A 19706-nucleotide genomic window follows, 5' to 3' on the forward strand; every position below is an offset into this window, starting at 1 on the left:
GGGTGTTCCGAGTCGAACGATTGCCTTTGGAACGTCACAAAGTCCTATTGCGGCTGAAATGTCTGAAGGTACGCCAACAGGTTTTCGATCTTTTCCGGATCGCTGAGGCCCCAGAAAATCATGCGAGTACCAGGTACTACTTCTTTTGGAGCTTCGAGGTACGCGGTCAGTGTTTCGCGGGTCCAGACGATACCGGCTGATTTCATCGCATCGGAATATTGGTAATCCGTGGTGCTGCCCGAAGGGCGTCCAAAAATGCCATTGAGCTGCGGCCCGAATGAACCGCGTGCCGACTCTCCGACCTGATGGCAGCCGCCGCATATCCGCTTGAACAGTGTCGCACCCGCTTCAGCATCGCCGGCTGCCTGTGCTTGCGTGCTGAATAATCCTGCATTGAGCATCAGGGTGAAGGTGAGTACGGCGGCTTTCTGCATGTTCTGCTCCCAATCATCTGTGGCTTGGCGCCAGTGAATCAACTCGCACCCGCTTGAAATTTCTTCCTGTACGCCGCTGGCAGCAAACCCACTCGCTGGCGGAACAGTCTACGGAACGAATTGCCGTCTTCGTAGCCCACGGCGTAAGTGATGCTGTCGAGTGTCATGCGGGTGGATTCAAGAAGCTGTTTGGCCTTCTCCAGACGCAGGGTTTGCAGGTAGGTAATGGGCGTGTAACCGGTGGCCTCCTTGAAACGCCGTTTGAAGTTCCTGACGCCGAACCCGAATCGCTGGGCGACGTCATCAATCAGCAGCGGCTGTTCGAAGTGTTCCTCCAGCCAGTGTTGAACCCGCAGGATGTCGCCATCCCCATGGTTCTTCGGTAATGAGCACATGACATACACCGATTGCTCGCTGCGCACAGCGTCGACCAGCAAGTATTTGCCGCACTTTTGCGCCAGTTCCAGCGAAGCGAACCGGCGCACGAGGTGGAGTAAAAGATCCATGGCGGCACTCGCGCCCCCGCAAGTGATCACGCGATTGTCCTCGCAGAGGATCTGCGTCTCCTCCAGGCAGACCTCGGCATACCGACGACGAAAGAAATCTGCAAAGGCCCAGTGCGTGGTGGCACGAACGCCCTCCAGCAGGCCCGTTTCGGCCAGCATAAATGCCGCCGTGCACATCGACGCCACCACGGCACCCTGCGCATGCTGTTGACGCAGCCATGGTCCATAAGCTGAAAAGGCCGGCAAGGCGTCCTTCAGGGTGAAGAGGAATCCGGGGATCAACACCAGGTCGGTTCGCGGGATGTCGACGGTGGACAGGTCCACGCGCAGCGTCTGCCCTCCCCACGCGGCGACATCCCCACCCTCAAGCGAGGCGATGACCACCTCAAAAGGCGCGCCGGCAGTGTCTGCGAACAGGTTGGCGGCGCTGAGCACTTCCAGGGCCATCGTGGCGCTGGCGGCGGAACATTGATCCGCCAGTAAAAGCGTGACGTGCATAAATGATCCTGTTGCGCTTTTCGCATGAAAAAAGTCATTTGCGCACCTACCTTACCCGATCCTTCCTCCCTAAAGTGCACGCGTCATTCAATCATCGGCGTACTTATGAATCTCTGGTTCCGACTTTTCTTCATGCTGTTCCGTCGTCCGTGGCGCAAGCCGGTTGACGCCTTGGCCACCACCATCGTCCACATGCGCGTCTGGCCGCTTGATCTCGACCTCAACCGACACGTTACCAATGGCCGGTATTTCACCCTGGCCGATATAGGACGCATGGACTACGTGTTGCGCAGCGGTGCATTCCGGGTGGCGCTACGCAATAAGGCCGTGCCTATCGTCGGGGACACCTGGGGCAAGTTCCGGCGTGAGCTGAAACTGTTCGAAGCGTTCGAGATTCACACCAGGATGCTCGGCTGGGACGACAAGTGGAGCTTTATGGAGCACCGCTTCGTGAGCAAGGGACGCGTGGTCGGCGTCGTGGTGATGCGGGGTCTGTTCCGCTCTGCCAAAGGCACGGTTGCACCTGGCGAGTACGCCCGGGAGCTGAGCTTGGCAGAACAATCGCCGCCGATGCCGACGTGGCTGACAGACTGGTCGCAAAGCTGCAACGACATGAGCCGTGAGCTTCGAGAGGAAGAAGGTCAGCCTGCACGGCGTCCGCAGACCGTCGAATAAACTCGACGCTCCCGCTATCCTGTGCACCCCGAATCTACGCTTGCCACGATTTCACCGGAGACACCTGTGCTACCCCTGACCGCCCGCGAGGTTTACCAGCAATTGCGCGACGCCGCGCTGGAAGTTCGGCTTCTGAAGCGCCTCGACGAACAATCCGAGCCGGGCCAGGTACAGGTCGAAATCGAGGGCTGGCGTCTGACCCTCGACTTCGACGGCAATCACCTGCGCCACTGCCAACGGTGCCAGAGCCCGGACGGCCGCGAGGGTGAGTTCGACAGTTGGCAACGTTACGGCACCGACCCGGTCAGTTTGCTCAGCACCTGGGAGCTGGCGCAGATCGAGCGCCTGAGCACTGCTCTCACTCAATAACGCCCTAAAACCGCTTCAACGAAAACGCCGACAAATCCAGATCACTGCTGCCCCGCACGCACCACTGCGCCAGCGCCTCGCCCAGCGCAGCGGAATGCTTGAAGCCATGCCCCGAACAGGCGGACACCACCAGGGTATTTTTCAGTGTCGGGTGCTCGTCGATGATGAAATTGCCGTCCGGTGTGACGGTGTAAGCACACACCGCCGACTTGGCGACCCGCGAGCTGACGCCCGCCATCTTGCCGCGCACATGGGTGTCGAACATCTCGCGTGCTTCGGCGTCGCTGACGGTTCTGTCCAGCGTGTCGGGTGAAGACTCTTCGCTGTATTGCTCGGTGCCGACCTTCAGGCTGCCTTCGCCGGGCAACGGCGGAAACCCATAGACAGAGTCTTCATCGCCCGGCCCGTGAGAATAAATAAAGGTCGGTGACACCGGTGCGAATCGGGCGTTCTCCTCCAGCTCGAACCAGAACAGCTTCTGACGACACACCCTCAACAGCCGGTCGAAAGGCTCGCCGAGCAAACCCTTGGACCACATGCCGGCGCTGATCACCACCTTGTCGGCGAGGATGGTTCGCTGATCGGTAATGACGGTGACGCCCTGCTCGTCCGAGGTGATTTGCATGACGGTTTCGCCCTTCAGCAGCGTCGCGCCCAGTTCCTCGGCGAGCTTGAGCTGTACCGCGATGCAGCGTTCGGGCCGGACATAACCGCCCCCCGGTTCGAAATAGCCGACTGCCGTGTCCAGCACCGGTGAAAACTGCGGAAATCTCTGACGAATCTGTTGGGCCGACAACACCTCGTGCTCGATGTCATAGGTGTTCGCGAGATGAAGGGTGCGGTGGGTGAAGTCACTTTCATCGTCAACGTCATACGCGGGGCTGGAGGTCATGACCAGCACGCCACACTGCTCGAACAATGACTCACCGGACAGCGCTTCGAGCTCGCGCCAGATTCGATGAGCGTTACGGACGATGGGCAGATACTCGGCGCCTTCCCCTACCGAAAGCCGGGTGATGCGCGTATCGCCATGGCTTGAACCTTGATCGTGGGGAGGATGGTGGCGGTCGACGCCAATTACCTTGACGCCGGATTTCGCCAGTTGATACAGGGTGGCGGCCCCCATCGCGCCCATGCCGAGAACCGCTACTTCACACCGAAGATCCATCTATGCCCCCGTCGAAACCGACTCGTTGAAAAGCCACCAGCATAGGCCACGGATCGCTCCTTTGGGTTGCCAGGGTTTTTCTGTATTCCCGGAGGCACAGCTCAGGTGATCAAAACCGCGGTTTGACCGCCTTCCACTCCGGCTTGTAATGCTGCATCTGTTTCACGTCATCGCGCTGACGAATGCCGCACGTCAGGTACTGGTCATGCAGCTTGCCCAGTTGATCGTGATCCAGTTCCAGGCCCAACCCGGGCGCACGGGTGATTTTCACGCAGCCATCGACGATGGGTATTTTGCCGCCCTTGATCACTTCTTCATCCGGTTCCTGCCACGGGTAATGCGTGTCGCAGGCGTAATCCAGATTGGGCACTGCGGCGGCGACATGCGCCATCGCCATCAGGCTGATGCCCAAGTGCGAGTTGGAATGCATCGAGACGCCAAGACCGAAGGTGTCGCACATTTTCGCCAGCGCCTGGGTGTCGCGCAGGCCGCCCCAGTAGTGGTGGTCGGCGAGGACGATCTGCACGCTGTTCAACGCCACGCTGCGGCGGAACTCATCGAAGTCGGTGACCACCATGTTGGTCGCCAGCGGCAGGCCGGTGCGTTTGTGCAGTTCGGACATGCCGTCCAGGCCCGGCGTCGGGTCTTCGTAATATTGCAGGTCATCGCCCAGCAGTTCGGCCATGCGGATCGAGGTTTCCAGCGACCAGTTGCCGTTCGGGTCGATGCGCAACGGGTAACCGGGGAAAGCCTTTTTCAGCGCCTTGATGCACGACACTTCGTGCTCCGGTGGCAGCGTGCCGGCCTTGAGCTTGATGCTCTTGAAACCGTTGGCCTCGATCATGCGTCGGGCCTGGGCGACGATCTGTTCTTCGTTTAGCGCTTCGCCCCAACTGTCGGGTTTGTAGGGTGAGTCGACGTGCTGGGCGTACTTGAAGAACAGGTAGGCGCTGAACGGAATCTCGTCGCGAATCGCACCGCCCAGCAAGTCCACCAACGGCACGTTCAACGAGTGCGCCTGCAAATCCAGGAACGCCACTTCGAACGCCGAATACGCGTTGCTCACTGCTTTGCTGGCATGGGAGCCGGGCGCCAGTTCCGCACCGGCAATGCTCGCCGGTTTGTTCGCCGCCACAGTGGCCTGCACGATGCGGCGCAGTTGATTGAGGTTGAACGGGTCGAGGCCGATCAACTGGTCTTGCAGTTGCTGCTGGATCAACAGTGCCGGGGCGTCGCCGTAGCTTTCACCCAGGCCAATGTAGCCGTTGTCGCTTTCAATCTCGATGATCGAGCGCAGCGCAAAGGGTTCGTGAATACCACTGGCGTTGAGCAGCGGCGGATCACGGAAGGCGATTGGGGTGACGGTGACTCGTTTGATTTTCAAGAGGCTGCTCCCTTTGGATCAGGTTTCAAAGCTGGGTGACTTATAGATTTTTGTGGTGCCGCGTCGGCGGCAGGATTGCCGGTCAGCGCCCGAAGCGCATCGCCACGCGGTGCCGTGCGGGCGAAAAAGATCACCACGGCCGCGACCAGTGACGTGGCCGCCAAACCGTAGAGGCCGCCTTCGATGGAGCCGGTTTTTTGCTCCAGGAAACCGAACGCCGTCGGGGCGACGAAACCACCGAGGTTGCCGATGGAATTGATCAAGGCGATCACGGCGGCGGCGATGCGAGCGTCCAGATAGCCTTGCGGAATCGGCCAGAACAATGCCGAGGCGGCCTTGAAACCAATGGCGGCAAAGCAGATGGCGACGAAAGCGAAAATCGGCCCGCCGGTGGTGGACATGAACATGCCGAACGCGGCGATCACCAGGGTCAAGGCCACCCAGGCTTGCTGGTGTTTCCATTTGCTGGCCATGGCGGCGAAGCCATACATCGCGATGATCGAAATGGTCCACGGAATCGAGTTGAACAGGCCCACCTGGAAGTCGCCGAGGTTGCCCATTTTCTTGATCATGCTCGGCAGCCAGAACGTGGCGCCGTAGATGGTCAGGGCGATGGAAAAGTAGATGAAGCAGAACAGTGCGATTTGCTTGTCGGCCAGCAGCTTGAACATCGACGGCTTGACGGTCTGTGTGGCTTCGCGGGCCTGTTGTTCCAGGGCGATGGCGTCAACCAGTGCGTCCTTTTCTTCGGCGCTCAGCCATTTCGCCTCGCGGGGATGGGATTGCAGCCAGAACCACACAAATCCACAGAGCACGATCGAGGCAAAGCCTTCAATCAGGAACATCCACTGCCAGCCATGCAGGCTGAAACCGCTGACATTCAACAGCGCGCCGGAGACGGGACCGGAGATTACCGAGGCAATGGCCGAACCGCTGAGGAAAATCGCCATGGCCTTGCCGCGCTCGGTCGACGGCAGCCATTGGGTGAAGTAGTAAATGATGCCGGGAAAGAACCCCGCTTCGGCTGCACCGAGAACAAAACGCAGGACATAGAAGCTGGTTTCACCGCGCACAAACGCCATGGCCATTGCTGCCGCGCCCCAGGTGAACATGATGCGCGTCAGCCAGGCGCGAGCGCCGTAGCGTTGCAGCAGCATGTTGGAGGGAACTTCGAAGATCGCGTAACCGATGAAGAACAACCCGGCACCCAGGCCATAGGCGGCTGCGCCGATGCCAAGGTCGGTTTCCATGTGGCTGCGCACGAAGCCGATGTTGACCCGATCGATGTAGTTGACGATGAACATCACCACGAACAGCGGCAACACATGGCGCTTCACCTTGGCCGCTGCGCGGGCGAGTACATTCGGGTCCGGCGGACTCTGGACGGTATTCAAGGGGCAACTCCCAATCATTGTTTTTTTAGGGACAGGCCGATGATGGACGCAGGTATTGATCCCGTCTAATCTAACTTGGCATTCGATTGATACCGGAATTAGATCAATGTTCGAACTGACCCAACTGCGCTGTTTCACCACCGTGGCGACTGAACTGAATTTCCGCCGTGCCGCCGAACGGTTGAACATGACTCAACCGCCCCTCAGTCGACAGATTCAACTGCTGGAACACCACCTGGGCGTCGAGCTGTTCACCCGCACCACCCGCAGCGTCGCCCTGACCGCCGCCGGCCGCGCCTTCTTCATCGAAGCGCAGAACCTGCTGGAGCGCGCCCAGCAAGCCGCCGTCACCGCCCGCCGTTTTGCCGAGGGCGACATCGGCTCGGTCAACATCAGTTTCGTTGGCAGCGCAGTGTATGAATTCCTGCCCAAAGTCATCGCCGAAGCACGGCTCAAACAGCCGCATGTGAAAATCGACCTGACGGAGATGAACACCTACCAGCAGCATGAAGCCCTGCGTGCGCGGCGTATCGATCTGGGCATCGTTCGAGCGCCGTTGCTGGAGCCTGGATACGCCACCGAATGCCTGGTGCGTGAACCGTTTGTATTGGCGGTGCCGAGCAATCATCGGCTGGCGAGCGCAGAAACCGTCTCGGTCAACGACCTCGATACGCAACCGTTCCTGATGTACTCCCACGCCGCCTACCCGCCGTTCAACGAACTGCTGACCGGCATGCTCCGCTCTGCCCGCGTCGCTCCGGAATACGTGCAATGGCTCGGTTCATCGTTGACCATCCTGGCCTTGGTCAACGCCGGAATGGGCCTGGCCCTGGTGCCTCGCTGCGCCACCAGCGTGGTATTCAAGAACGTGGTGTTTCGCGATATCGATTTGGGCGAAGGTGTGCAGAGCGAGCTGCATTTGATCTGGCGCGAGAACAATGACAACCCGGCATTTGCGATGTTGCTGGAAGGCATTCGAAGGGCCGTGCGCGAGGGATGGGGCGTTTGAGTCTGTCGTTGCCTGGCGTTTTCTTTGGGGGGCATCGACCACTTTGCCTCTGACGACGAACCCGGCTCTTGCGCAGTGGTCCAACCAACTGATGGCATCGCGACTGATCAAAGGCCTTGGGCCTGGTTCATTCAAAAGCGACGCTTTGCAATTCACACACATCAGGGTGCGCCGGATAACGTTCAGTAGGTTCGGATCCTGTCTGGTGCAGGTGCTGACTGCTGCTCCCATCCCCTGCTCCCTTACCGGAGTACGAAAATGACTCAGTCAATGCGCTTCTTCCTATCGATCTTCCTCGCGACAGCCTCATTGGCATCAGCGAGCCTCCTGAACACTGCAGGTGCGGCAACCGCCGAGGACCTGAATGCCGACTCCAAGCAAGCGTTGCAAACGCTTTACAAGGCCTCACCCGTTGCCAAAGACATTTCGCAGAAAGCCAAAGCGGTGCTGGTCTTCCCGAAAATCATCAAGGCCGGCCTTGTGTTTGGTGGCAGCTATGGCGAAGGCGTGCTGATGAAGGGCTCGAAAGTGGATAGTTATTACAACTCCGTAACCGGGTCATGGGGGCTGCAGGCAGGCGCCCAATCGTACGGTTATGCGTTGTTCCTGATGACTGACAAAGCCGTGAACTATGTTCGTGAGACCAAGGGCTGGGAAGTCGGTGTGGGGCCAACCGTTGTCGTGGTTGACGCAGGGGTCGCGAAGAACCTGTCGAGTTCGACACTCAAGGACGACGCCTACGCGTTCATCTTCGACCAGCAAGGGTTAATGGCCGGGGTCAGCATCGAGGGCACGAAGATTTCCCTGATCAAGCGCTGAAACCCGTCCATCAAGGCGTCTTGCGTAATCCGCAAGACGCCCGGACAGAGCGCTATCACCGTCCTCGCCAAGAGGGGCCCTGATGAATCTGCTAACCCGATGTAAGGGTGCATGTATCGCTCTGGTGCTAGGCGTGGTTGTGCTCCTGACATTTGTGATTGGCTCCAGTGCTTTGCCGAGGATAGTGCCCGACATGGCTCGCGCTCCTTCTGCGCCAGTGCAACTCGACGGGATAAACGGACCTCTGTCAGCCGAGCGCAGCAAAGCCATTCTCGACCGACTCAAGTCCACCGGAGCAGAGACCAACATCTTCGATGTGCACCTCGCAATCGAAGAATCCGTTGCCGGTAGCCCGCTAACGGAAGGAAACAAGATCGACTTGCTGCAGGACGGTCCCAGCACCTACCAGTCGATGATCAAAGCCATTGAAGCTGCGCGCGACCACATCAACATGGAGACCTACATCCTCGACGATGATGAAGTCGGTCAGCGTTTCTCCGCCGCACTGATCGCTCAGCAACAAAAAGGCGTACAGGTCAATCTGATCCGTGACAGCATCGGAACCCTTGGAACACCCTCAGCGTTTTTCTCTCGATTGACCGACGCGGGCATCAAAGTGCTGGAGTACAACCCAGTCAATCCGGCGACGGCCAAAGTGGGTTGGGACGTGAACCAGCGCGACCACCGAAAGCTGCTGATAGTGGACGGCCGTATTGCCTTTCTCGGCGGGATCAACATCAGCAGCGTCTATTCGGGGGGTTCGTTCAGCGCTCACTCGAAAACTCGTCCAACGGGTGAATTACCCTGGCGAGATACCGACTTGCGCATCGAGGGGCCCGTGGTTGCGGACCTGCAGAAGCTGTTCATCGGAACCTGGACGACCCAGAAAGGTGAGCCACTCGCGGCTCGCCACTACTTTCCGCCACAGGAGCGCAAAGGCACCGAAGTGATTCGCGCCATCGGTAGCTCGCCAGATGAGCCGTTCAGCCAGATCTATGCGACGTTGATTTCGGCGCTGCATAGCGCGCAGACCGAGATATGGCTGACTAACGCCTACTTTGTGCCCGATCCGCAGTTGTTGGCGGCACTCAAGGAGGCGGCAGCACGTGGCGTCGACGTCAAGCTGGTGCTGCCCAGCAGCACCGATTCATGGCTGGTGTTCCATGCCGGACGTGCCTACTACAGAGAACTGCTGGAGGCCAACGTCAAGCTTTACGAACGCCGTGATGCGCTACTCCACGTCAAGACTGCCGTCATCGATGGTGTGTGGTCGACTGTCGGCTCCACCAACCTCGACTGGCGCAGTTTCCTGCACAACGATGAAGTCAACGTCGTTGTGCTGGGCACCGGATTTGGAAAAAAGATGCAGGCGGCATTCATGGCTGACCTGGCCAAGTCGAAGGAAATCAAGCTGGAAAAGTGGCAGCGCCGCTCGCTCGCTTCGAGAGCCAAGGAGCAGATGGGGCGACTGTGGGGATACTGGCTATAAGTCGGGTCGCGCGGTTGCAAATGAGCAACGGAGCCAGGTGTGTTGCGCAATGGAATTGCCAGTAAAGGTGCAGTACCTTGTGGTTGTAACGGCCACGTTTCGCAATCCATTCAGGTTGAGAGGTGGAATTCATGAACAACATCATCTACATCGTCGGGGTAGTTGTGATTGTCGTGGTTATCCTGTCGTTTCTCGGGTTTGCATAGAATCGAAGAGCGTCTCGTATTGACAAGGCTGTACCCCGCACCGCGAGGCACAGCCTGGTCGCGCTTGACCTATTTGGCCTTTAGAAACTCCACAGGTTCGCCGCCATGCCCGCCAATATGATTTGCGACACGCCGTGCTTGCGCGGCTGCAGCGCCAGGTCATTGGTTTCCGGGCCATAAACCATGTGCGGTGAAGCAATGATGGTTTTGCCGTCGAGGATGTAGGGCTTGTACTCGGGCATGAAGTCGCCGCAATACCTGCGGGAGCGAGCTTGCTCGCGATGAACGATGACGCGACATCCCAGGCCTGACACAAAACCAATCACCGGTCAGCAACGGCAACCGAGAAACCTGTGGCGAGGGAGCGTGCTTCCGCTGGGCCGCGCAGCGGCCCCCAAAAGGGAAAAACTGCCCAACCCAACGTCAGTCACCCACTCACCCCAGCAGACCGCACTTACGCAGGTGGTTCAATTTTATCCAGCAATCGGTTTGCCGTGATTTCAGCCACCATGACGCTGTTGGAAATGCCCAACAGGGAATAGCGCGAGCAACCCTCCAAGAGGTCCGCCAACTCGTGGACCATCACATCAACCGAGGCCAGGGTTTCGACCAGAAAAACCGCCAGGGTTTCGGTCGTGGCCTCTGGGTCCACGTAAAACAGGGTGCTGCGTGTTCGCGGGGTGGCTTTGATGTCGGCAATCGACGGGAAGTGGTAATTGAGAGCCCGCTCGGCGGCTTCGTTGAGTTTTTTTGAATCGGGTTCGTACGGGGAAACCGGATCGGTGTCCGGTGGGTTGGGTGTGACCTTGAACATATCTTAGGTTCCTAATGGTGTGCCAACCCTCCTGCTGCTAAACGAAGAGGGTGGCAGCTGCACGCAGGTTAGCAGACCGGGAAACCTAAGAAGCCGGCGCGCCCAAGGGCGCCCTGCGTACAGCTACCATCAAAATGCAGGCGCAAAACCTGACTGATAGAAGCGTCGTACGACTTAGGTTGTTCACGGGCTGCTAAACCCGATCACTGATGGGCAGTGACACGAATCAAGTTACCGAGTGACCCCAAGGCGCACAAGCCGGCGGATTCTGGCGCAGCCGTAGGCAACGGCGCAAGGTCTTGTGGCTTTCAGGAAGTAACCTTGATGGATCTTAAACAAGCATCCTGTGGAGATGTTTAATAATCTGATGCACGCTTCTTCCGCGAGGTGAAACCTTGAGAAAATCGTGGACGCATCCGACATATTTTTAAGGTTGAGCGTCGCAGGTGTGGTGGGTAGTGTGAACTCTTGAATCAGTCTGATTCCGGCCAGAAGCAGTCACTCAGAATGCTACAGCTGCCGCCCCGCTATCCGTGACCACGATCTACTGTATATTTCGGCTCAGATGGAAATGTTGCGAAAGGATTGAAGCGTGGTAGTAATACGGGAATGGTTAGCTCGACTGCAAAATCATCAGGCGCCCGTCACGCAATGGGCGGCTCAGCGTCGTGACGAAGCTGCGCATCTGCTCGGCAAAGCAAAGGAGAGTGGAGACTGGATAGCGCTGACTATCCACTACAACGGCTTCATTCGCGAAGTCGCCATCAGGGCGCTACGTGACCAACCCTCTCCCGAAGCATTAGTAGCATTGATCGAGCGGTTGAACGATTGGGTGCCACAAATTCGCGATCTGGCAACGGAAAGTCTAAATCATTATCTATCGCCCTCCCATGTTCAGGCCTTGTTGTTCGCGCTCGAACCCCTCATGGCGCTGGCTTCGCGTCACCGTGCAGACCACGGCCCTACGCTGAGGGCAGTGCGCAACACCCTTCAGGCGACCGAGGTTCACTCTGATGTCTACGCAAACTTCCTGGCGCGACAAGGCAGCGCGGCACGCTACCTGTTTAAATTGTTGCTGGAAAAAGATATCGATAAACAGACGCTTCTGCGAGACGCGCTGGCCCATCGAGAATTAACTGTACGCGTGGCGGGCGTGGCTGCTTGCCAGGCGCTGCCAGATGCGCAAGCACTGCAATTGCTACGAGAAGCCCTTCCACGTCCAGGGGCGAAGGTACGAGTCTGCGTGATGCGTGCCCTGCTGCCGTTGCTGGAAAATCCACAACCGTTGTTGTGCGCGGCCTTGCTGGATGACTCGCGGTCCATCCGCAGTCTGGCGCGCTGGGTAGCACCGAAGCACGATATTGATGCGCGGGCCATATTGGCAGGACGACTGACGGAAGCCTTCCCCAAAGCAAAGCGCGGTTGGCTGGGTATCCTCGGGCTGGCAGCAGAGCTTGATGTCGAACTCGAACAACGCTGGTTGATGGCAGCTGCACGATCCAATTATCCCACCGTGCGACAAGCCGCTATGGGTCAACTGAGCGAGGGACAATCGGTTGAGCTGTTTGCGGCACTCGACGATCCATCGGACACCGTATTTCTTGCAGCTGTCGCCCAACTGAACAAACAATCGTGGGCTTCATTGCATACCGGGCTGGACGCCAAACTGGACAGGGATTGGCATGAGCTATCCGATAAGCGCCGTCATGCCCTCATGCGACTGCGTCCGAAATGGCAACAAGTAGCTTACCTGCTGGCACGGTTGACTACAGAGCCCACTGTACAAGTGTTTTGGGCAAAAAAGGTCAACCTGTGGTGCGAAGAGCAATATCAAATTGTCGATCCGGTCACGTCCAGGTCCGAGCGGGGGAAACTGATTGAGCAGCTCCGAGGCCTGGCATCGGAAGGACTTATCAGCAGCACCAATTTCGCACGAATCTCGAAATGATGGGCGTGTGTGGCATAGAGCATAGCGGCACCTTCCGGCCAGAAGCAGTGGCCAATGGATGGCATGAACCTGCTACGCTGCGTCCTCGCAGGAGTGTGAGCCAGCCTTCACCCATAAGCATGTCAGTAGTCAGGTACAGTCACCATGCATCATATTATCGGCTTATATACCTCGAAAAAAACAGAGCGTTTATGGCCGCTAGACCCAGAAGACCGAATTGTTTTCAGATCTGACTGCTTTCATGCGTTTGGATATTTTTCCCTTATAGCACCTGCTTTTGAACGATATGCACAAAGAGATGCACGGATAAGCATTACATCAATGAATGTAATGTTCCGCTTGAGAACTGACGATCTAGCTGACGCATTGGCAATTTTGAACGATCTCGAAACACAGCTCTATCAGCAACCAACAAGTTGGCAGGAGTATCTCGGGGAAATCCAACACCCAAGGCAAGAAAAGCGGCCAATCAAACCGCTGTTATTCAGACGTCGAGCCGTTCGGATTGTCCAAAGGTTGCGAGCGTTAATACTTAAAGCTCAAGCCCAGGATAAATGCTTGGTATATGGAAATGGTGTTTGCTACCGCGCACTGTGCGGCATAAAAATGCCGGCCGGCACCGTGTACTCCTAGAGCCGAATCTACGGTTCAAGCGTTCGCTTCGCTCGCCGGGGACGGGATAAACCCCATCCGATAATCAAACGAAAGGATCCAGCCGAGTGGCTGCTTCTGGCCGTTCTCTGCCGGTCGTCATTCCCACGTGCGCTGGTCAAGTCGGCTGCAAATGACTGGTCAGTTGTGATGCAGATGGGGGGCAAGTCCGTGCAACTCCAAAAGCCCAGCCGCCCGCTGGGCTTTTTACTGCCCGCTCATCTGCTCAGTCGCACACTTTCCACCTGCCAAATTCAAACTATTACGGCCCAGAAAAGCTGGACCTCATTGGTGAGGTGGGTATGTCTACCGATTCGAGTTTTCAAAACCAAACACAAGGTTCTGTTCCATCCAAGCCTGAGCCAGGTTCAGATGAGCCGACGCTAGATCCAGACGATCCGAACAAATACGATCCGTTGAAAAATCCAAGCGATGATCGTCCAGAAGACTGGAAGGATCCTGGTGAGAGGACTACCCCAGAGGCGGATGAACAGACACCGCTTTCTGACGATAGGAGATAGGAGAGAAAGCCCGGCCAGTGAGCCGGGTTTTTCTTCTCCGTTCGTCCACTGCGCTGCACTTGTAACGCTTTGCCGTTTCTCATGTTCAAGCACGGACATCCCGCGCATCAGTACGGAGGTTCAGCATGGACATTGACGAGAACGCACCTGGCAACAAATCACAGCAGCCCGAAACGCGCACGACGGACAACGAAACCGGCCATGACCCCAAGAGGGACGAGCCCGAAGTTCCGCTGCCTCCAGACGACGAGGCTCCTGTCGACGAAGACATGACTGACGTGGATGCAAATAACTCGGTGTCGAGTGAGCATCCAGAAGCTGGACAGAGCGGTCGAGTCGATAACCCTGACGCCGACCCACAGATGGACGATCAGGACGAAAACGATAAGGAAGCTCGCGGTATGCCTGCGAGTGACCCTGAATCAGGTGCCTGAATTAGTTCGGATGATTTCCGATGCCCGCTCAACGCGGGCTTTTTTACGCCTCGAGTTTACCTGTAGCCAGGGCAGCCCTTGGGAAGGCCTGGACGTCGATGGCCGGATAGTGCGACGTACGGAATCAACACCGGCGACCCCCGTACCCTGACCTCACATGCTTTCGGGGTGGTGCGAGACGGGATCAGCGAGACCGATGCAATAGGGCGTTGGCGCCGTGAACGTCTTCGGCAGACAGCGGGATTTAGAGCAGTGAATAGCCGCTGGGTTCGTACACGCGTCTAATGCCTGCTTTTGGCCGGTTGCTACCGGATACAACTGGCAGCTATTGGCCGACTCGTGCCCTCCATCACGGCCCGCTTCGGGTCAACAGCCGTCCATTGTAACCAGCAGTAATCGCCCAGTTTCCACCACTGAAACCAATGGCTCTCCCCGTTAGCTATAGCTCAGACCAAGACCAGACCCGAAGGCTTTACACAGTCGTCTTAGAAGGCACAAGCAACGGTACACTGCGTGTCGGCTCACGGTTGAGCGAACAATACGACGTAAATGCTTTATAAAGCCAGTCAGCCGCATTGCGCACCACTGGCTCTCCTCATCATCACTTCCCATCTCATCTCGCTCATCAAAACCATCACACCCGCCGCGAATCTCGCCTGGCACTCCCACCCAAACCCTTTAAACCCGATTAAAAGCCCCAAGCCACCTTCAAGCCCAAGCTCTGCTCATTACTCCAGTGCAGCGCTCAACCATGAAACCCCTCCACATCTTCAAACCCGGCACCCACACCGCAATGTGTGGCACCAGCTTCAACTTCACCGAATCCGACCTATCCGCCACCGTCGCCGCCTACAACCCATCGCTCCACGAAGCCCCCATGGGCATCGGCCATCCTCAGCACGACGCCCCAGCCGCCGGCTGGATCAAATCCCTATCAGCCACCACTCAAGGCCTCATCGCCGAGCCCCAACAAGTCGACGCCACCTTCGCCGAACAAATCGCCAAAGGCAGCTACAAAAAAATCTCCGCCTCCTTCTACCACCCAGACGCCGCCAACAACCCCGTGCCCGGCGTTTACTACCTGCGCCACGTCGGGTTCCTCGGCGCCCAACCGCCATCAGTAAAAGGCCTACGCCCCATCGAACTCGCTGACGACGAACAAGGCGTCATCGAATTCAGCGACCACGGCCACTACCTCAGCGCCGACCTCTGGCGCCGCTTCCGCGAATGGCTCATCAGCCAATTCAACAAAGACACCGCCGACCATGTCGCCCCGTCGTGGGCCATCGACAGCCTCGCCGACACCGCCCGCCAACCAGAACAGCCCATGGCCACATTCACCCAACCCAAAGACCTGGGCGACTTGCTGCAGGTCGAAGTTAGCCCCGGCTGGCCCCGCTCCAAGGCCACGCCGCTGGCCGGCACCGACAACTCGCTGGGCCAGATGCAGGCCAAAGTCGCCGGTAAATACCGCTTCAACCACCCACGCGGTGCCGTCCTGTTGGCCTATGGCAAGTCAACCTTTGGCGTCTCGGAAAGCACCGATGCGGCGTACGTGCAGCCAACCCAGCGGTAAAAAATCAACTCCGTGAGTAAGGGTCTGCAGCGCCCTGCCGATATCGACAAAGCGTCGCGCTCTTTTGCCGGCGTTTTATGGACCGCAAAGCATTTAGCAGGGACTTTACATGCGTCACCTCAGACACCTTACTTCCCCTATGAATCAGCAAAAGATTGCTGACGTCACGTTCCATTTAGATCCATCTGATCAGAACGAACTGGTGACGGTGCTTCAGCGTTTTTTTGCCAAGCCGGATCAACATGCCTTGCTGGATATTCCCGAAAAAACCCGCAGCGTGTTCCTGCTTGAAGGTGAGCGTAAATGGGTGTTGAAACACAACCGTCTGACCCACTGGAAAAAGCAGCTGCAGAATTTCCTGGGCCTCAAGCGTGTGTTCGGGCTGCATGACCTGACCAACGAATTCATCAATCTGTCCGTTGTGTCCGCCAAGTCAGAATCGTCGCCAAGAGTGGCTGAATTCGGCCATGTCGGACGTTTTCCTTTTCTCAAGGAAGAGTATTTGCTGGTCAGTTTTTTCGACAACCATTGCAGCGTCGATGATCGACTGATCGCCCAACCCGAGCAGACACAAACGCTGCTGTCGGACATTTTCCAACTGTTTGGGCGGACGCTGGTCGAGGGGTTTTTACACATGTACCCGCACCCCAAGAATATCCTGATCGGCCCCGATGGCAGGCTGGGTTTTCTGCTGGGTTACTTCTATCGCTTCTGGTTCAACAAGTTCATATCGGTTGAACACTACAACGCGTGCTGTGAACGCTACCTGAAGCATCAGCACCCAGCATTGAACCGTGCAGTTTTCCAGGCGGTGTATGAACGCTTTCGGGACCGTGATGTTTCCCGAAGCACCCGTTACCGCATCCTCACGTGCCCCAAGGCCCAAGCGGCATCCCTGCGCGAACTGATGTAACCGGCAGCGATTGCCTCAGCCTTGTTTCAAATCGAGGCAGTAGGTGTAGTAACCCGTATCGCGCACATAGCCCAAGGATTCATACAACCGTTGCGCGCCGACATTGTCCGTGGCCGTTTCCAGCACCATGCCTTTTGCGCCGGTCAACAATGCAAAGGCTCGCGCAGTGTTCATCAGCAACCTGCCGACCCCTTGCCCTCGGGCGGCGGGTGTTGTGAAGAGGTCGCCGAGCAGCCAGGTGCGGTGCGCGTCGATGGAGGAGAACGTCGGGAACAACTGGACGAAACCCAGCGCCTCTCCGCTGGGGGCCTGGGCGAAGAAGATCGCGGATTCATCCCGGGCAATGCGCTCGGCGATGAAGTCGCGAGACTGCGGCAGGTTCGACGGCTGGCCGTAGAAACCTCGATAGGCGTCGAACAGGCTGGCGATTTTATCGAGGTGGGATGCGTCGGCGCGCAGGGCCTGGATGTCCATGTTGACCGTCTCCTTGCGGATTGATTTGATGTACGGGAACAGGGAATGTAGATCAAAAGATCGCAGCCTGCGGCAGCTCCTACAGGTGTACGCCGTCCCTTGTAGGAGCTGCCGCAGGCTGCGATCTTTTGGGATTCACCCAATCCTTAAGGCCTTTCAGTTCCGCGCAGGAGCCACCGCCGGCATTGATGTCCTGGCCAGCCCGTAATAAAGAATCCCCGGCACCACCAGACCAACGATCCAGGAAATATCGACACCGCCGAGCTGCGCGACCATCGGCCCGGAGTAGAAGTGCGTATCGACAAAGGGCAACTGGATCAATACACCCACGACATACACGCTGATCCCGCGCATGTTCCAGCGACCATAACGGCCCGCCGGGTCGGACAACGCCGGGATGTCATAGCGTTCTTTGTTGATGAAGTAGTAATCCACCAGATTGATCGCGCTCCACGGTGTGAAGAAGGTCAGCAAAAACAGGATGAAGTACTTGAAGGTGTTGAGAAACGAGTACTGGCCCAGCAGCGCGAGCGTGGTGGACGCCGCGACAATCACCAACACAAACACCATCCGCTGCCGGGCGGAGATCTCCAGACGACTACGGAAACCACTGATGATGGTGGCCACGCACATGAAGCTGCCATAAGCGTTGAGCGTGGACACCGTGACCTTGCCGAACACCACGCTCAGGTAAAGCAGGGACGCCATCACACCGGTGCTGCCCAACCCGACGATGGTCGCCACCTCATGACCGCGGAAGTTCGCACCGGCCAACGCCGCGGCGAACACTCCCAGCACCATGGACGCCTGGGCACCCAGCACCGTTCCAAGCCCGACGGCAGCAAACGTCTTCCACGACGAAGTCTTGCTCGGCAGGTAGCGTGAATAGTCCGCCACATAAGGGCCAAAGGCGATCTGCCAGGAAGCAGACAACGACACCGCCAGCAGGAAAGTACTCCAGCCGAAATGACGGTTTTCCAGCAACAGGCCGATATCGTTGAGGGTCATCAACCGGGTAAACAGATAGACGAAGGCGATGATGCCCAGCACGCTGGCCACCCGGCCGACCACGTGGATGACCCGGTAACCGAAGACCGTCAGAAACGCGATGCAGGAGGCGAAAATCAGGATGCCCGCGCTGTCGCTGACATGAATCAACTGAGCAATGGCCTGCCCTGACAGCACTGCGCCGGTGGCGCTGAAACCGAGGTACATCAGGCACACCAGTACAATCGGGATGGCCGCCCCATAGACCCCGAACTGCACACGACTGGAGATCATCTGCGGCAGCCCAAGCTTCGGTCCTTGCGCCGCGTGCAGGGCCACCACCGCCCCGCCGAGCACCTGGCCGATCAGCAAGCCGATGAGCGACCAGAACACATCGCCGCCCAGCACCACGGCCAGGGCACCGGTGACAATCGCGGTGATCTGCAGGTTGGCGCCGAGCCACAGGGTGAACTGACTGTAGAGGCTGCCATGACGCTCGGCCTCGGGGATGTAATCGATCGAACGTGTCTCGATCAGGGGACTTCGCTGCTGACTATCGCTGACCTTGGTCATTACGCTGTTTTCCTTTGAGGCGCTTGTTTTTATGGTGTGGACTCGAACGCTTAGAACGCCTTACTGGCACTGGCAACCACAGTGGCGGAGCACAAATCGCCATAGCCGTACCAGCTCGTGCATTCGCTTTTCGACAGGTCGGTATCAATGTAGCTAAGGCCCCAGGTCACGCCCACGAAGTCACGGGTCAACTTGGCTTCCCACTCGCGGTAGGCATCACGGCTTTCGCCGCTGGCGGACCAGAAAGCCGGGTCTTTGACATCGTTGCGACCCACGCGCAGGTTCAGGCCGATGTCGGCCGGCAATTCGATTTTGTAGCTGAGGTAGGTGTAAAGGGTGTCCTGGTCCTCGCCGAAGAAGTTCGGCGTATCGTTTGAGTAGTAAGCGCCAAGCTTCACGCCATACACGTCAAGGACGGCGTAGACCTCACTCAGGTTGAATTGGCCCTCTTTTGGATAGTCGTACTTGATGTACCCCAGATCGAGGCTGATGGCCTCGGTCGCCTGCCAGTAGTAGCCCGCGTAATACTCGAGTTCCTGGCGCGTCTTGAACTCGCCGCCGAAATCGACATTCGAGGTCCAGGCGCCGATGTACAAGCCGCTGCTGTGCAGCAGCGTGGCGCCGGCCTGAGCCGCCGGATCACCCAGGGTTTGCGAAATGCCACGGGTGCGGTAGTCGCTGACGACTCCCAGGGTCATGTCCAGGCTGAAGTCATCGTTAAGTGGCAGTGCCTGGGTGGTCAGGGGTGCCAATACAAGCGTGGCAAGGGTCAATACTGAGCGTGCGTTCATACAAGTCTCTTATTTTTATGGAGGTGCGGGTTATTTCAGCCACGGCGATGCCGAGCCCCTCGTCATACGAGGA

20 protein-coding genes and 1 pseudogene are annotated in these 19706 nt (G+C 57.8%); 11 read left to right on the plus strand and 10 right to left on the minus strand.

All coding sequences use genetic code 11. The features are described 5' to 3' along the window. Nucleotides 1-44 precede the first annotated feature (44 nt). A complete protein-coding gene (locus tag EAH74_RS16925) occupies nt 45-434 on the minus strand; it encodes a c-type cytochrome (protein ID WP_140679937.1) in 390 nt (129 codons plus the stop codon). Between the two features lie 38 nt (nt 435-472). Beyond that, nucleotides 473-1438 (minus strand): GlxA family transcriptional regulator, encoded by a 966-nt coding sequence (locus EAH74_RS16930; protein WP_140679939.1) that lies wholly within the window; start codon nt 1436-1438, stop codon nt 473-475. 105 nt (nt 1439-1543) lie between these two features. On the opposite strand from EAH74_RS16930, the gene EAH74_RS16935 reads away from it, so the two are divergent. Further along, nucleotides 1544-2113 (plus strand): acyl-CoA thioesterase, encoded by a 570-nt coding sequence (locus EAH74_RS16935; protein WP_140679940.1) that lies wholly within the window; start codon nt 1544-1546, stop codon nt 2111-2113. Nucleotides 2114-2179: 66 nt separating this feature from the next. Beyond that, entirely contained in the window at nt 2180-2482 is a 303-nt protein-coding gene (locus EAH74_RS16940) for a DUF7693 family protein (RefSeq protein ID WP_140679942.1), read from the plus strand. Between the two features lie 4 nt (nt 2483-2486). Here the strand turns inward: EAH74_RS16940 and solA are convergent, their stop codons facing one another. From solA to EAH74_RS16955, 3 genes are all read right to left on the minus strand, one after another. After that, on the minus strand, nt 2487-3650 hold the full coding sequence (solA, locus tag EAH74_RS16945; protein ID WP_140679943.1) for an N-methyl-L-tryptophan oxidase: 1164 nt from the start codon (nt 3648-3650) through the stop codon (nt 2487-2489). Nucleotides 3651-3759: 109 nt separating this feature from the next. Further along, nucleotides 3760-5034 carry a glucarate dehydratase family protein gene (locus tag EAH74_RS16950; protein ID WP_140679945.1) on the minus strand — a complete coding sequence of 425 codons (1275 nt, stop codon included), beginning with the start codon at nt 5032-5034 and terminating at the stop codon, nt 3760-3762. Continuing rightward, complete coding sequence (locus EAH74_RS16955; RefSeq protein ID WP_140679947.1) at nt 5031-6428, minus strand: MFS transporter; 1398 nt, start codon at nt 6426-6428, stop codon at nt 5031-5033. The genes EAH74_RS16950 and EAH74_RS16955 overlap by 4 nt, the downstream gene beginning before the upstream one ends. 106 nt (nt 6429-6534) lie before the next feature. Between EAH74_RS16955 and EAH74_RS16960 the strand changes: the two genes are divergently transcribed. From EAH74_RS16960 to cls, 3 genes are all read left to right on the plus strand, one after another. Beyond that, on the plus strand, nt 6535-7437 hold the full coding sequence (locus EAH74_RS16960; protein WP_140679949.1) for a LysR substrate-binding domain-containing protein: 903 nt from the start codon (nt 6535-6537) through the stop codon (nt 7435-7437). Nucleotides 7438-7695: 258 nt separating this feature from the next. Beyond that, a complete protein-coding gene (locus tag EAH74_RS16965; protein WP_140679951.1) occupies nt 7696-8256 on the plus strand; it encodes a YSC84-related protein in 561 nt (186 codons plus the stop codon). 193 nt (nt 8257-8449) lie between these two features. Then, on the plus strand, nt 8450-9745 hold the full coding sequence (gene cls, locus EAH74_RS16970; RefSeq protein ID WP_240050524.1) for a cardiolipin synthase: 1296 nt from the start codon (nt 8450-8452) through the stop codon (nt 9743-9745). Between the two features lie 298 nt (nt 9746-10043). Here the strand turns inward: cls and EAH74_RS16975 are convergent. Both EAH74_RS16975 and EAH74_RS16980 read right to left on the minus strand, forming a co-directional pair. Further along, nucleotides 10044-10199 (minus strand): annotated as a pseudogene (locus EAH74_RS16975) (cysteine hydrolase); the annotation flags it as partial. Nucleotides 10200-10405: 206 nt separating this feature from the next. Continuing rightward, on the minus strand, nt 10406-10765 hold the full coding sequence (locus tag EAH74_RS16980; protein ID WP_140679954.1) for a DUF6124 family protein: 360 nt from the start codon (nt 10763-10765) through the stop codon (nt 10406-10408). Nucleotides 10766-11357: 592 nt separating this feature from the next. Here EAH74_RS16980 and EAH74_RS16985 point away from each other — a divergent pair. The 6 genes from EAH74_RS16985 (at nt 11358) to EAH74_RS17010 (ending at nt 16808) form a co-directional block, all read left to right on the plus strand. Continuing rightward, nucleotides 11358-12713, plus strand: a complete 1356-nt coding sequence (locus EAH74_RS16985) for a HEAT repeat domain-containing protein (protein WP_140679956.1) — start codon at nt 11358-11360, stop codon at nt 12711-12713. A 144-nt stretch (nt 12714-12857) separates the two neighbouring features. After that, the gene (locus EAH74_RS16990; protein ID WP_140679957.1) at nt 12858-13346 is read left to right on the plus strand and encodes a hypothetical protein; all 489 of its coding nucleotides are present in this window, start codon (nt 12858-12860) and stop codon (nt 13344-13346) included. Nucleotides 13347-13666: 320 nt separating this feature from the next. Further along, on the plus strand, nt 13667-13885 hold the full coding sequence (locus EAH74_RS16995; RefSeq protein WP_109636033.1) for a hypothetical protein: 219 nt from the start codon (nt 13667-13669) through the stop codon (nt 13883-13885). 125 nt (nt 13886-14010) lie between these two features. Then, a complete protein-coding gene (locus EAH74_RS33885) occupies nt 14011-14319 on the plus strand; it encodes a hypothetical protein (RefSeq protein WP_123366410.1) in 309 nt (102 codons plus the stop codon). Nucleotides 14320-15070: 751 nt separating this feature from the next. Then, nucleotides 15071-15895: a phage protease gene (locus EAH74_RS17005; RefSeq protein WP_140679959.1), complete on the plus strand. Its 825-nt coding sequence runs from the start codon at nt 15071-15073 to the stop codon at nt 15893-15895. A 109-nt stretch (nt 15896-16004) separates the two neighbouring features. Beyond that, a complete protein-coding gene (locus tag EAH74_RS17010) occupies nt 16005-16808 on the plus strand; it encodes a protein kinase (protein ID WP_140679961.1) in 804 nt (267 codons plus the stop codon). 15 nt (nt 16809-16823) lie between these two features. On the opposite strand, the gene EAH74_RS17015 is transcribed toward EAH74_RS17010, so the two are convergent. The 3 genes from EAH74_RS17015 to EAH74_RS17025 all read right to left on the minus strand — a co-directional run bounded on the left by EAH74_RS17015 (nt 16824) and on the right by EAH74_RS17025 (nt 19633). Next, nucleotides 16824-17282: a GNAT family N-acetyltransferase gene (locus EAH74_RS17015; protein ID WP_140679963.1), complete on the minus strand. Its 459-nt coding sequence runs from the start codon at nt 17280-17282 to the stop codon at nt 16824-16826. A gap of 156 nt (nt 17283-17438) precedes the next feature. Continuing rightward, complete coding sequence (locus EAH74_RS17020) at nt 17439-18842, minus strand: purine-cytosine permease family protein (RefSeq protein ID WP_140679965.1); 1404 nt, start codon at nt 18840-18842, stop codon at nt 17439-17441. A 50-nt stretch (nt 18843-18892) separates the two neighbouring features. After that, nucleotides 18893-19633 (minus strand): TorF family putative porin, encoded by a 741-nt coding sequence (locus tag EAH74_RS17025; RefSeq protein ID WP_140679966.1) that lies wholly within the window; start codon nt 19631-19633, stop codon nt 18893-18895. Nucleotides 19634-19706: the final 73 nt, after the last annotated feature.

The organism is Pseudomonas mandelii (assembly GCF_006438925.1).
In the GTDB taxonomy this organism is placed as follows: domain Bacteria; phylum Pseudomonadota; class Gammaproteobacteria; order Pseudomonadales; family Pseudomonadaceae; genus Aquipseudomonas; species Aquipseudomonas mandelii_C.